The organism is Microvirga sp. GCM10011540 (genome assembly GCF_042650665.1).
GTDB lineage: Bacteria > Pseudomonadota > Alphaproteobacteria > Rhizobiales > Beijerinckiaceae > Microvirga > Microvirga lenta.
This window is the reverse complement of sequence record NZ_JBHSBQ010000005.1, coordinates 525,049-538,100: the sequence shown is the minus strand read 5'-3', so window position 1 is coordinate 538,100 and position 13,052 is coordinate 525,049. Positions and strand designations below refer to the sequence as shown.

Here is a 13,052-nt window from a genome sequence, read left to right as displayed (position 1 = left end):
CTCAAGAGTTCACGAGCTCTCCGGAGGCATGAGAGGGCCTCAATCCGAGGAGCGCGCGAGCCTCCTCGGGCCTCGCGGCTCGCCGCCCGCGCCGCTCGACCGCCAGGACGGCATATTCGACCAGCTCCGCGTTGCCTGCTGCCAAGCGCTCCTTCGTGATCCTGATGTTGTCCTCCAGGCCCGTACGCACGGAATCGGCACCCCGGATGAGAGCCCAGTCCATCACCCGCGCCTGATGCCGTCCGATCCCTGCCGCGGTCCAGGTGGCCAGGGGCATGAGGCGCCTCAGCTCGCCGAGGAGAATGTCGAGCAGGTGCTCCTCGGCCGGCAGCGCATTCTGGACACCCATGACGAACTGCACGTGAGGCCGCTCGTCCATCAGACCCCGGTCGATGAGGCGTCGGGCGCCATGCAGGTGAGACAGATCGAAGATCTCGATCTCCGGCTTGATCCCGAACTCCTTCATCCGTCCTGCCAGCCCCTCCACGAAGGTGGTGTGGTTCTCATAGACGATAGTGGGAAAGTTGACGGAGCCTGTCGAAAGCGATGCCATGTCCGGCCTGAGGTAGAGAGCGCTCCCTCTCTGACTCGGATCCCGCCCCCTCCCGCCGGTCGAGAACTGGATGATCATGCCCGGGCAGTGCTTGGCAATGCGTTCCTGGACGACAGCGAAACGCTCCGGATCCGATGAAGGCGTCTCGTCATCATTGCGAACGTGGATGTGCACCAGAGTGGCCCCGGCCTCGTAGGCCTCCTGCGTCGACTCGATCTGCTCAGAAGGCGAGATCGGCACGGCGGGATTGTCCCTCTTGCGCGGCACGGAACCTGTGATGGCGACGGCGATGACGACGGGGGAGGTCATGGCAAACCCTTGGATGTGACCCGACGAGCGAGGCTGTCTCGCTCACCTTGGACATCGCCACGCAATGTCAAGGGGATGGTCCGGCGCGTATCGCTTGGCCGTCTTGACGCTCCAGCCATTGAGGTGGACTCTATCTCTCTTCGCGTCGATTGCGCCTGAAACGAAGGAGCATCATCATGAGATACAAGCTGGCGGCCCTATGTCTTCTCGGTGCCCTTCCCTTGGGCGGCGTCGCCCTGGCCCATCACGGCTGGGGAAGCTATGACGCGGCGCGAAAGCTCACCCTCAGCAGCACCGTGCAAAGTGTGGAATGGCAAAATCCCCATGTGCAGATCGTGGTCGACGATAGAGGCAAGAGCTGGGATGCGGTTCTGGCCCCTCCTTTCCGCATGAGCGCCCGCGGCTTGAGTGAAGACATGCTCAAACCAGGAACCAGCATCACGGTCGAGGGCTACCCCTCCACGCGGGTCGAGAATGAAATGCGGGCGGAGCGGATTACAGCCGGCGGCAAGACCTTCGAGCTGCGCTAGCTCACGATGTATCTCGACCTGCTGGGCGCACTGGAAGAATCCTGGCTCGGGCACACAGCACGCCACTCCGCCTGGATGTTCACGGTCGCCAACCTGCTGCACGTGCTCGGATCCTCGCTCGTCGTCGGCAGCATCGCGGTTTTCGATCTCAAGGTTCTGGTGGAGCGCGGGCGGCATGCCTGGCAGGTCGGCCGCTTCGCTATCCCCCTTGCGGCGGCGGGCCTGGCCCTGCAGATCCCGACAGGGACGATCCTGCTCGCCGTCGAGGCGCGGGCGCTCGGGATCAATCCGGCTTTCTACGCCAAGCTCGGGTTCATCGCCCTGGGGCTCGTCAATGTTGCGCTGTTTCATGCCCGCTTCGGCGGCGTCCTGCGCAAGGATGCTCTGCCGCCGGATGCTCGGGCTTATGCCGTGGTATCGCTGGTCGCCTGGATCGCGGCCCTGCTCGCCGGGCGCCTCATCGCATATCTCTGATCCGGGGAGCCCGTCCATGGATCGCGAGCGCCCGCCCCTTCGGGTCAGCTGCCTGGTTTGAGAGCGCGAACACCATCGGTTACGGCATTGCGCGCATCGTCCCAGTCGGGAGCATCGAGACGTCGGTAGCGGGCCTGAACGAGGCCGAAGACCCCGAAGGCGAATAGACCCGCCGCGACGATCCCGAGCAGCGCCCAGCCGAAGGGCTGACCCTGCAGGCTCTGGAGAGCTCCCCCAAGCCCGCGCACCTCCGCAGAATTGCTGTGCCAGGCTGCGAGGATCAGAAATCCTCCGACCAGGACGAAGACAACTCCACGAGCCGCGAAACCAAGTCGCCCCAGAGGCACCGCCCAATGATCGGCACCAGATGGAAGTGAAAGATAGGCGGTGACGTTGCTGCGCCAGCCTTTCCAGATGAATCCAAGTCCCGTTGCAACAACGGCCGCACCGATCAGGCCGACCATCCATCGCCCGAAAGGTTGCGACAGGAGCCATGCGGTCCATCCGCGTGCAGCCTGATCCTCGCCGCCGCCGCCGCTCCATCCCAGGGCGAGGTTGATCGCGAATACGGCAAGGCTGGCATAGATGCCCCCGCTCAGCAGATGAGCCGCACGGATGCCCAGTGCCTTCCACTCGGTTCCACGGTGATCCGCATCCGTGAGGGCCTCCACGACGCGCCATGCCGAAAAGCCGAAAAGGCCGATTGCGATGGCGATCAACCAGGCAGTCCCGAAGGGCTGGGACAGGAGTGAGTGAAGGGCGCTCCTGCTGCCTCCGGTCTGGCCGCCCGATCCAAAGGCGGCCAGCAGGGCCAATCCCCCGACGAGACAATACACGATGCCACGAGCCCCATATCCAAGGCGAGCCATCATCTCCATCCCGTCACACTCCTACTGCTGCGCTCGGGTGTGAAACCGGGGACAGTTCAGGAATGTTCCAAGGGCGCATGGCTCTGGCCGCACACGCGCGTGCAGCAGGAATGGAGTCACATCGCCCCGAGTTTGCTGAGCGGCGCCGATGCACCTCCCTCAATGGGACCAGCGCTGTGCCTTGGCGACGAGAAAGTCCCGAAAGACCTGAACGCGAGCCACCGAGCGCAGCTCCTCGGGATAGACCATGTAGCTGTCCAATGTCGGCATTTCGACATCCCGCAGCACCTGCGTAACATTCGAATTGCCTTCCATCGCATAGGCAGGCGCCATGCCGATGCCGGCGCCGGCCTCGATCGCGACCCGGAGAGCCAGGCTGTCGTTGACGATGAAATGCCGCGGGCGTGGATCCTTCGGGTCCCGGCCCATTGTCGCGAGCTGATGAACCGCCAGGATGAAGGACGGCTGGTTTCCGCCCAGGCAGACGATACGGTGGTTGTCGAGATCCGCGAGATTGGCCGGCTCGCCGAACCTCTCGATGTAGGAATGCGATGCATAGGCGTGATAATGCACTGTGAAGAGGCGCCGCTGGATCAAATCGGGCTGGGAGGGGCGGCGAAGGCGGATCGCGACATCGGCCTCCCGCATGGCCAGATCGAGCTCCTCATTGGTCACGATCAGTTGAATCCGCACCTCGGGATAGAGGCTCAGGAACTCGGAGACCCGCCTCGCAAGCCACATGGCGCCGATGCCGACGGTCGCCGTCACTTTGAGGTTCCCGGTGGGCAACTCGCTCGTCTCGTCGAGGCGGCTGCGGGTCGACTCGATGCGCCGGAGCATGTCCTGCGCCGTCCTGAAGAGAATATCTCCATGCTCGGTCAGAATGAGACCGCGCGCATGGCGGTGGAAGAGAGGCACCTTGAGCTCGCGCTCGAGAGCGCTGATGTGACGGCTGACCGAGGATTGGTTCAGCCCGAGATGCTCGCCGGCACGGGTGAAGCTTCCCGCCTCGGCCACTTCATAGAACAACCTGATCTTGTCCCAGTCCAAGACAACTCTCTCCAAAACCGCAACTTTGCTACCGCTTCCTCTCCCTCACTGCAATGAGTTAAGAGAGGGCCATTCCTTTCCCTGCAAGCCGAATCTCCATTAACCCTAAACGTCCCTGCCCTACCCCAATCATTGAACCGTCCACTATTTCAGCCAGAATAAGACATTGCGGCTCGCCACAATCACAAATTTTCCGCATTGATGCCCCTGTTTGTGGCATCCGGAGTACCGAATGCAGTTACCGCCCTGGCGCAAAGCCGTCCTTCTCTCAGCAGGTCTCTTTTGCATCACCGGCTTTGCAAGCCAGGATGCGCGGGCGTTCGACTTCTTCGGTCTCTTCGGATCGAGAGATACGCCTCCCGCAATTTCGCCGAGCACCGTTCCCTATGCGCTGACTTTCCAAGTCGCGGGCGACCCGGACGATGTCGAGCAGGCCCTGGAGAACGCCTCGACCCTCTACAGGCTTCGCGGCGATGCTCCAGTCGACGGGGATGCGCTGGTCAGGCGCGCGCAAGCGGATTTCGGTCCATTACTCGATGCCCTCTGGGGGCTCGGATACTATAACGCCAACATGGTCTTCGAGATCGGCGGCACGGTTCTGCGGATCGACAGCGACCCGACCGCAGCGATCCGCGTGGCCGAAAGCTACCGCAACCGCGCCGTCGTTCCGGTCGTGGCGAGAGTGGATCCGGGTGTCCTCTTCGAGCTTCGAAACATCGAGGTCAGCGACGCCCGCACACGGCGCCCGTTCTCCGCCCAGGAATTGCCTCCCCGCGTCGTCAAGCTCGAACCAGGAGATCCGGCCCGGGCGGCGGACCTGAGGGCGGCGCAGGCGCGGATGGTGGATCATTTCCGCGCCCAGTCCCGCCCGCTCGCCAAAGCGGTGGCGATCGATCCGGTCGTCTTCCATCCCACGCGCCTGATGGATGTCTCCTATTCTCTCGATCCGGGGCCTATCGCCCCCATCGGCAACATCACCGTCACCGGCACCCAGAACGTCGATCCGGCCGTGGTGAGGTCGTTCATCTACTTGGAACCGGGAGATCCCTATTCCCCGGATGCCCTGGCCGACACCCGCAAGTCGGTCGGCACCATCCAGGCCCTCAGTTCCGTCCGGATTCGGGAGGCTGAGACACTCGATGAGTATGGACGCCTGCCGATCTTCGTGGAGGTGACCGAGAGGGCCCCGCGCGTCGTGGGCTTCTCCGCCCGCTATTCGACCATCGATGGCCCGGCGGTTCGCGGCTATTGGGAACACCGCAACCTTTTCGGGGGCGCCGAGCGCCTGCGTCTCGAAGCGGATATATTCCTGGCCCCGCGGAACGACGGCACACGGATCAAGCGGGTCGGAGATCTGGAGCGGTCCGACATCGGCGGCCGCTTCAGGGCCAGCTTCCTCAAGCCCGCTCTCGGGGGCACACGCAACGACCTCCTGATCGACGGCCTCATCGAGCGCGACCGGACCGGCGGCGACCGCTATGGCGGCTATACGAGCCGCCTCATCGACGGCACGGCCTTCATCCGGCACCGGTTCAGCAGTACTTTTTCCGCACAGGCCGGCTTTCAGGTTCAGCGCGGGCAGACAAGCGACGTACTCGGTCAGATCGACTATCTCGTGGTCGGCACGCCCGCCTCCCTCACCTACGACTCGACCGACCGCCCGCTGGACCCGACCCAGGGATTTCGCATCAACGCATCGGTTTCGCCCTATCCTGAATTCCTCGGCTCGAGCGTAGGCATGGTGGTCAGCCGGGCCACAGCCTCCACCTACTATGCTCTCGACGAAGATGCCCGCTACATCCTGGCCGGGCGCATCGGCCTCGGCTCGATCACGGGCGCCGATCTCGACGAGATCCCCGCAAACTTCCGCTTCTTCGCGGGCGGCGGCGGATCCGTCCGCGGCTTCCGCTATCGAAGCCTTGGCCCGATAGGCCCCCTCGGACAGGTTGTCGGCGGACGTTCCCTTTTGGAAGCCTCCCTGGAAGCCCGCATCAAGATCACGGATACGATCGGGATCGTGCCCTTCATCGATGCGGGCGGGGCGTTCGAATCGAGCTTCCCGGATTTCAGTGAGAAGGTCCGCGTGTCGGCCGGGTTGGGCCTGCGCTACTACACAGCCATCGGCCCGATCCGTCTCGATATTGCCGCGCCGCTCGACCGGCGCCCCGGCGACAAGCCGCTCTCGCTCTACGTGAGCATAGGACAGGCCTTTTGATGACCTCCATGCGCCACTTCATGATCCCGCTGATCTTCCTGCTTGCAGGCGCGATCCTGTTCACCCTCACGTTGGGAACGCGAAGCGACGAAGCCGACCGGGGTTTTCTTGCGGGGCTCATCTCGCGCGCCCTGTCGACCCCCAGCACCCAGGTATCCATCGGCGCTGTCGAGGGGGCGCTCTCCTCCGACGCGACGATCAGGGACATCACCATTTCCGACCGTGAGGGCGTGTGGTTCAGGCTCGACAGAGCCCGCATCGTCTGGCGTCGTCTGGCCCTTCTCTCCCGCCGCCTGGAGATCGACACCCTCGACATCGGACAGGTCCAGATCTTGCGCCGTCCCATCCCCGCAGACGAGACGGTTGCAGGTGCGGATGAGCCTCTCCTGCCGGAGCTTCCGGTCAAGGTGCAGATTGAAGATTTTTCCCTTCAGGAGCTGACTCTCGGTCAGCCGATCCTAGGGGTAGCGGCGCGCCTCACCGCCTCCGGAGAGGCCTCTCTCGGGAATCCCGCGGAGGGCCTCAACCTGAGATTCGACGCCCGGCGGCTGGACGCACCGGGAACTTTCGTCGCACGCCTGACCTATGCCTCGGAAAGGCTGGACCTCAATTTCTCCCTGAACGAGCCTGAAGGCGGCATCCTGGCACGAGCTGCGAACATCCCCGGCCTCCCTCCGGTGCAACTCGACCTGACGGGCCAGGGCCCGCTCGATGATTTTGCAGCCCAGCTCACCTTCAACGCGGGGGACACCATCGGCGCCGTCGGCTCGGCCAATCTGCGCCGGCAGGGCGACGTGCGCCGTCTCGGACTTGACCTGAACGCCCGCATAGAGGGTCTCCTGCCGGACGTCATTGCCCCGGTCTTCGCGGGCAATACCGAGCTGGATGCGAACGCGACCTTTGCCGACAATAGCGCCGTTAACATTTCCCAGCTCTCGATCGTCTCCCGCACTGCGCGGCTCGATGCGACAGGAAGCCTCTCTGCCGATCAAAACGTCGACCTCAGGCTCTCGGCGCGAGCGGTGCCGACGGACCAGGGCCGAACGGTCGCCGGTGGAGCCGAAATCCGCACCCTTGTGTTCGACGGCACGGTGAGCGGCCCTCTGACCAGCCCGCGCATCGCCGGCGACCTTCAGGCGGAGGACGTCCAGGTTCCTGCCGGGCGCATGGAGGAACTCACCGCATCTTTTTCGGCGACACCCAACGGATTGCTGTCCGAGCCCTCTACGCGGATTGCCTTGGTCGCGGATGCGAGGGCAAGGGGCGTCGCACTCGCGGACCCTTCCCTTGCTCGGGCAGTCGGCAATGAACTGACACTTACCTTCAGGGGCAGCGCGGCGCCTGACGGAGCCACGGACATCGAGACCGCCCGCCTGTCCACGCCTTCCATGGAGGCGTCCTATTCCGGACGCTTGGGGACGCAGGATGCAGTGGGCCGGCTGACTGTCCAGGCCCCTGACCTGTCGCGCTTCGGCGAACTGGCCTCCTTGCGGCTAAGGGGGGAGCTCGACCTGAGCGCGCAAGTGGAGGGGCTTCTCTCGGACGGCCCGACTCTTGCGACGATCGACGGGACTGCCTCCCGCTTTGCCACCGGCATCGATGCTATCGACCGTGTTGCCGGCGGCCGCCTCGCTCTCTCCGGAGGGGTTCGCCTGCTCCCCGTTGGAGGGGTGACCTTTCAGAACCTCCGCCTCGTGGGCGCCCATGCGAGCGCCAGGCTTGACGGGGAGGCGACACCCAACGCCCTTGCCCTCGACGCCGACATCAACCTTCCGGATCTGCGAAGGGCAGATCCACGCCTCACGGGCAGGGGTGAGATCGTTGCGAAGCTGTCCGGCACCCTCGACCGCCCCAATGCGACCCTTCGGGCCAATCTGAGCGACGCCACCGCGCTGGGACGGCCGATTTCGAACCTGACCCTGGACGCCACGGCCAGCGATCTGCTGGGCCTTCTCGATGCGCGCGTGAACCTGTCCGGAGAAGTCGACCGGAAACCTGCGAACGGCACGGTTCACGTTGCAAAGCGGAATGAAGGTGGATGGCTCCTGGATGAGCTGAATCTCAACGTCGGGTCCGTCGCGGTGAGCGGCAATGTCGCACTCGATGCCACCAATCTGGCGACCGGGCGTCTGCGGATCGATGCCCGTGACTTGAACGACCTGTCGCCTCTCGTGCTGACCCCTCTGACAGGGGATCTGAACGCCGACGTGACACTCGAGGTCGTGGACGGTCGCCAGAACGCGCAGCTCGAGGCGCAGGGTGCACGGCTGAGGCTCGCGGACATATCAATCGAGAGGCTGAATGCACGAGCTTCCATCGCCGATCTGTATACCAGACCCGTGGTCGATGCCGCCATTGCCATCGACAGAGCAGTCGTTGCGGGCGAAACGTTTTCGCGGATCAGACTCGATGCGGCGGGAACTCCCGCTGCCAGCGAAATCACCCTCACCGCGGAGGCACGCGGCTTCTCCCTCGATGCACGCGGCAGGCTCGTGCCCGAGATGCCGCTTCGGTTCGATCTGACAGCCTTTACGGCCCGTCGCGATCGACGCCAGATCGCGCTGGCGCAGCCGACGACAATCACATTTGCCGATGACGGCGTTGCGGTACGCGAGCTTGTGCTTGGCGTCGATCGCGGAAGAATTTCCGTCGACGGGCGGGCCGAATCGACCCTCGACCTCCGCCTCACGGCTCAGTCCGTGCCTCTTTCTGCCGTCGATATCTTCGTCCCAGGTACAGGACTGTCCGGAACACTGGATGGAACCGCCCAAATCGGCGGTACGGCCAGCGCTCCGACCGGCGAGTGGCGTCTGCGCCTTACGCGGCTTGTTGCTGCGCAAGCCCGCGACCTTGGAGCCCCTCCCCTCGACATTTCCGCCCAGGGCCGTCTGACCGGTGGAGCAACAACCGTTGAGGGCACCATCAATGCAGGACGCGCCGGCACGCTGCGCGTGACAGGAACAGTGCCCCTCGGGACGGGCGTCCTTGACCTCTCGGCACAAGGTCGCGTCGATCTCAGCATCGCCAACAGCTTCCTGTCGGCAACAGGCCGCCAGGTCACAGGCAATGCCGCACTCGATCTCCGGATCGGCGGCACGCTCAGCGAGCCCGCGGTCAACGGCACACTGACCCTGTCGGGCGGGAGCTTCCGGGATCTCCTCCAGGGAATACGCCTGGACAACATCCAGGGCCGCTTCGTCGCCCGCGGCACCGACATCTCCATCGAACGGTTCTCGGCCACGACGCGCAACGGCGGCACCCTGTCCGCCAGCGGGCGCGTCGCCCTCGATCCCGAAGCTGGATTTCCAGGAGATATCCGCGTCACTGGTCGAAGGGCGGAGCTGGTCTCGAACGAGATCGTCACGACCACGGCCAATCTCGATCTCACCCTATCGGGTCCCCTGGCCCAGAACCCCAGGATCAGCGGCCAAGTGCTGATCCTGTCGATGGACGTGACCGTTCCCGAACGGCTCCCCGCCACAATCCGGCCGATCGAGGGGACGCGGCACGTCAACCCTCCGCCGATCGTCGCGGCACGTCTTGCGCAGAAAGCGAGAGTCGAAGCCGGATCACGACAATCGTCCGTTTTCAATGCCATCCTTGATCTGACGGTGGTTGCACCGAGCCGCATCTTCGTGCGTGGGCGCGGCATCGACGCGGAACTCGGCGGCGACCTCCAACTGACCGGAACCCTCGACAATCCCGTCGCCATTGGCGCGTTCAACCTGCGCCGCGGCCGGCTGTCGGTCGTCGGCACCCGCCTCGACTTCACACGCGGCCGCCTCACGTTCACGGGAGACCTGACTCCGGAGCTCGATTTCCTGGCAGAAACCCGCGCCGGCGACGTGACCGCCCGGATCGGTGTGACTGGTTCTGCGAGGGAGCCGCAATTCACCTTCACGTCCGATCCCGACCTTCCCCAGGACGAGGTTCTCTCCAGGCTCCTCTTCGCCAAGGCCTCGGGCGGCTTGTCCGCCACTCAGGCACTGCAGCTGGCGCAAGTAGCTGCACAATTTTCCGGCAGCGGTGGGGATGGGGTTTTTGAGAGCCTGCGCCGCTCCCTCGGCGTAGAAGGGCTCGACATTTCTCTCGGAGCAGAGGGCGGCCCGACGATCGGCATATCCAGGGCGATCAGCGATCGCATCAGTGTCGGCGTGAAGGCCGGCGCCTCAACGGAGCAAAGCGGTATCTCGGTCGATATCGACGTGACCCGCCGCATTCGTGTGCAGGGAGAAGTCGGAGCAAGCGGCAACACGGCGGTCGGCGTCGGCGCGGAGTGGGAATATTGATGCAAGCTTAGCCGCAAGGTCCGCCGAGATACTAATTGGATCAATGTCGGAACCAACCGGACGAGCTTGGCGTTGAAAGATATTGCCCACAACATTGCCAATCTGCAGGTGCCATGTCCAATCACGCCGCGTCGATGTCATTTTCTGCGACCGAGCCCCATCAGCCGAAACTCGGTCCGGATATCCGGGTCCATCTCGGACGACATCTGAAAGCTCTTTATGATGAAGCCGGTACGGAGCATCTACCGGACCGGCTCAAGGAACTCGTCAAGCAGTTGGAGAAAGCTCTTGCCGACCAAGGCGAGACGGTCGAGCCTGCTTTTCGGGACGGCATTCTGAACGCCTTGCCCAACCTGCGCGCCTTCGCGCTCTCACTGACCGGCAATCCGCACCGGGCGGACGATCTGGTCCAGGACACGGTTCTGAGAGCCTGGAGCAAGCGCGGCAGCTTCCAGCCTGGGACGAACCTCAACGCCTGGCTGTTCACGATCCTCCGCAATTCCTTCTTCTCCGAGCACCGCAAACGGTCACGCGAGGTGGAGGACAGCGACGGAGCTTATGCGGCTCAGCTTAAGACCGTGCCGGATCAGATGGACAATCTGCACGTCCAGGATCTCCGCAGCGCCCTTGAGCGGCTCGTTCCTGAACAGCGCGAAGCGCTGCTCCTGGTCGGCGCGGAAGGTCTTTCCTACGAGGAGACCGCCGCGATCTGCGGAACGGCCGTCGGAACGATCAAGAGCCGCGTCAACCGGGCTCGCACGCGTCTGGCCGAGCTTCTGGGATACAGCCCCGGCGATCTGGCCTCCGACAATGTCATCCGCTCGGCCATGAGCGGAGGCGAGTGACCGGGGGCTGCCAGGGCGTCGTCGAACCGGCTGTTCGAATATGGAAACGGGGCGTTGGGCGCCCCGTTTTGTTGCGATGATCACTCTTCGCGAAACGCCTTGACCAGATTGTCGCTGATCGGTTTCGTGAGATAGGAGAACACCGTTCTGTAACCGGTTTGGATAAAGCCCTCCACCGGCATGCCCGGCATGAGCTTCGCATTGCCGAGTCTTTCGCGCTCGCCCTCTGCGAACGCCACCCGCACCGGATAGTACTGAGCACCCGAGCGCTGATCCACGACGAGGTCGGCGGCGATCAGGCTTACTTTGCCCTTGAGCTCCGGGGTCGTGCGCTGGTTGAAGGCGGAAAGACGCAGAACGGTTTCCAATCCCGGCTGAAGCTGATCGATGTCCTGCGGCGAAACCTTCACCTCGATCGAGAGCTCGTCCGTCTCCGGGACGATCAGCATCAAGGGATCGCCCGCATTGATCACGCCTCCGACGGTATGGATCATGGACTGGTGCACGATGCCGTCCTGTGGAGCGCGAATATCGATCCGTTTGAGCTGGTCCTCGGCTGCAACCTTGCGCTCTACAAGCTCCGCAATCTTCGCCTGAACTTCGCGCAGCTCCTTGGAAACCTCGCTTCTGAGATCCTGGTCGATCTGGATGATCTGGAGCGCCGTTTCGCTGATGCGGCCTTTGGCCTGGGCGACGTTGGAGATGAGCTGCCCGCGCTCGCCCCTCAGGCGTGTCTCCTCGCGCTTGAGCGCCGTCACGCGCGTGATCGGCACGAGGTTCTTGCGCCACAGCTGCTCGACGCCGGCCAACTCGTCCTGAATCAGCTTGCTCATTGGGGATACCGTCGCCCACGAGCATTTCGAGGAGACTGGCCTGGGCGGCGTTCACGCCCAGTTGAGCGGCAGCCACATCGGCAAGCGCGAGATCATATGCGGCTTGGTCCGAAGCGGCCTGTGCCTGCGCGGCATCGGCAGCAGCCTGCGCCGCAACTGCAGCTGCCTCTGCTTCGGCCAGCGCCTCCTGAAGAGCGAGAATTTCAGCCGGCGTCGGCCCCGCATTCTCCAGAGCGGCGTCGAGTGCCTCTTTGGCCGCCCTGATCTCGTTGAGAGCCGGCATCAGGGCCGCACCCGTGACGCCTGCATGAACCAGAGCGGCATAGATGGCAGCGGGATTGTCCAGCGTCTGATCGACGATCAGGTTCGAGATGATGCGCGGATCCGCGTCGATCACTGTACCGGGCGCGGGCTGCCCCTGTGCGGGCGGCGTGCCGCCGGACTGGCCGTAATCGTTGTTGTTGTAGATGACGCCGGGTCCGAAGACGATCTGATCATCGCCCTCGTTCCTCCAGAACGGATCGGTGACGCGCTCGAAGACATTGTCGGATGCGCCCCACTGGTCGCGGTCTGCCGTCAGATTGTTGAAGCTGCCATCGACGGTGCGCAGGCCATACGGCGCAAGCGGATGGCTGATGGCGGGAACGGCCGTAGCATAGCCTTCGTCGCCGGGCGTCAACACATTGCCTTGATCGTCGACGCGAATCTCGTTGAGTGGGGTGCCGGCGGAATGAGCCTCCGCAATTTTGATCTGCTACAAGATGAATTCTAGATCGTGCTTAACGAGATTGACCATGCTTGCCTCCTGCCCTGATTTTTGCCGCAATGCTGACTGCAGCCCGACACATGTTGGGCGAACTGATGGGCTTGGCGCCATACGGTCTGAAGGCTTGCAGGAGAGCGACGGAAGGCCCTGGTCTTTAGGACTAAGGTCGTATTCCGATTGGACTGAAGTCGCTTCGTCTTCGCGCGCACGATAGTGATGCAGCTACGTACAAAGTGACAGGAGGCGCGACATGAGGAGGCGTTCAAGAAGGAGAGCCGAGCGACAAGGGAAGCGGCTGCCTGCGCTCCTTCGCACTACT

General features: G+C 63.8%; 9 protein-coding genes and 1 pseudogene. 6 read left to right on the top strand and 4 right to left on the bottom strand.

Annotation, left to right across the window (positions count from 1 at the left end):
• Nucleotide 1: 1 nt before the first annotated feature.
• Complete coding sequence (locus ACFOYU_RS03215) at nt 2-862, bottom strand: 3-keto-5-aminohexanoate cleavage protein (RefSeq protein WP_377032371.1); 861 nt, start codon at nt 860-862, stop codon at nt 2-4.
• Between the two features lie 176 nt (nt 863-1,038).
• Between ACFOYU_RS03215 and ACFOYU_RS03210 the strand changes: the two genes are divergently transcribed.
• The gene (locus ACFOYU_RS03210; protein WP_377032370.1) at nt 1,039-1,392 is read left to right on the top strand and encodes a DUF6152 family protein; all 354 of its coding nucleotides are present in this window, start codon (nt 1,039-1,041) and stop codon (nt 1,390-1,392) included.
• A 6-nt stretch (nt 1,393-1,398) separates the two neighbouring features.
• Nucleotides 1,399-1,866, top strand: a complete 468-nt coding sequence (locus ACFOYU_RS03205; RefSeq protein WP_377032369.1) for a hypothetical protein — start codon at nt 1,399-1,401, stop codon at nt 1,864-1,866.
• Between the two features lie 44 nt (nt 1,867-1,910).
• Here ACFOYU_RS03205 and ACFOYU_RS03200 read toward each other — a convergent pair whose 3' ends face one another.
• A complete protein-coding gene (locus ACFOYU_RS03200; protein WP_377032368.1) occupies nt 1,911-2,744 on the bottom strand; it encodes a DUF1206 domain-containing protein in 834 nt (277 codons plus the stop codon).
• Between the two features lie 150 nt (nt 2,745-2,894).
• The gene (locus ACFOYU_RS03195; RefSeq protein ID WP_377032367.1) at nt 2,895-3,785 is read right to left on the bottom strand and encodes a LysR family transcriptional regulator; all 891 of its coding nucleotides are present in this window, start codon (nt 3,783-3,785) and stop codon (nt 2,895-2,897) included.
• Nucleotides 3,786-4,017: 232 nt separating this feature from the next.
• Here ACFOYU_RS03195 and ACFOYU_RS03190 point away from each other — a divergent pair, with 232 nt between their 5' ends.
• The 3 genes from ACFOYU_RS03190 to ACFOYU_RS03180 all read left to right on the top strand — a co-directional run bounded on the left by ACFOYU_RS03190 (nt 4,018) and on the right by ACFOYU_RS03180 (nt 11,134).
• Entirely contained in the window at nt 4,018-6,000 is a 1,983-nt protein-coding gene (locus ACFOYU_RS03190) for an autotransporter assembly complex family protein (protein ID WP_377032366.1), read from the top strand.
• Nucleotides 6,000-10,289: a translocation/assembly module TamB domain-containing protein gene (locus ACFOYU_RS03185; RefSeq protein ID WP_377032365.1), complete on the top strand. Its 4,290-nt coding sequence runs from the start codon at nt 6,000-6,002 to the stop codon at nt 10,287-10,289. The genes ACFOYU_RS03190 and ACFOYU_RS03185 overlap by 1 nt, the downstream gene beginning before the upstream one ends.
• 113 nt (nt 10,290-10,402) lie before the next feature.
• Nucleotides 10,403-11,134, top strand: coding sequence for a NepR family anti-sigma factor (locus tag ACFOYU_RS03180; protein ID WP_377032364.1), 732 nt, complete (start codon nt 10,403-10,405; stop codon nt 11,132-11,134).
• Between the two features lie 80 nt (nt 11,135-11,214).
• Here the strand turns inward: ACFOYU_RS03180 and ACFOYU_RS03175 are convergent.
• Nucleotides 11,215-11,961: pseudogene (locus ACFOYU_RS03175) on the bottom strand (HlyD family type I secretion periplasmic adaptor subunit); the annotation flags it as partial.
• Here ACFOYU_RS03175 and ACFOYU_RS03170 point away from each other — a divergent pair.
• Nucleotides 11,960-12,739 (top strand): hypothetical protein, encoded by a 780-nt coding sequence (locus ACFOYU_RS03170; RefSeq protein WP_377032363.1) that lies wholly within the window; start codon nt 11,960-11,962, stop codon nt 12,737-12,739. The pseudogene ACFOYU_RS03175 and the gene ACFOYU_RS03170 sit on opposite strands and share 2 nt — an antisense overlap.
• Nucleotides 12,740-13,052 lie beyond the last annotated feature (313 nt).

What these genes read in the sequence shown, in the direction of transcription:
- ACFOYU_RS03215 (WP_377032371.1), bottom strand. Translation starts at nt 862, where the DNA reads ATGACCTCCCCCGTCGTCATCGCCGTCGCCATCACAGGTTCCGTGCCG.
- ACFOYU_RS03210 (WP_377032370.1), top strand. Translation starts at nt 1,039, where the DNA reads ATGAGATACAAGCTGGCGGCCCTATGTCTTCTCGGTGCCCTTCCCTTG.
- ACFOYU_RS03205 (WP_377032369.1), top strand. Translation starts at nt 1,399, where the DNA reads ATGTATCTCGACCTGCTGGGCGCACTGGAAGAATCCTGGCTCGGGCAC.
- ACFOYU_RS03200 (WP_377032368.1), bottom strand. Translation starts at nt 2,744, where the DNA reads ATGGAGATGATGGCTCGCCTTGGATATGGGGCTCGTGGCATCGTGTAT.
- ACFOYU_RS03190 (WP_377032366.1), top strand. Translation starts at nt 4,018, where the DNA reads ATGCAGTTACCGCCCTGGCGCAAAGCCGTCCTTCTCTCAGCAGGTCTC.
- ACFOYU_RS03185 (WP_377032365.1), top strand. Translation starts at nt 6,000, where the DNA reads ATGACCTCCATGCGCCACTTCATGATCCCGCTGATCTTCCTGCTTGCA.
- ACFOYU_RS03180 (WP_377032364.1), top strand. Translation starts at nt 10,403, where the DNA reads ATGTCCAATCACGCCGCGTCGATGTCATTTTCTGCGACCGAGCCCCAT.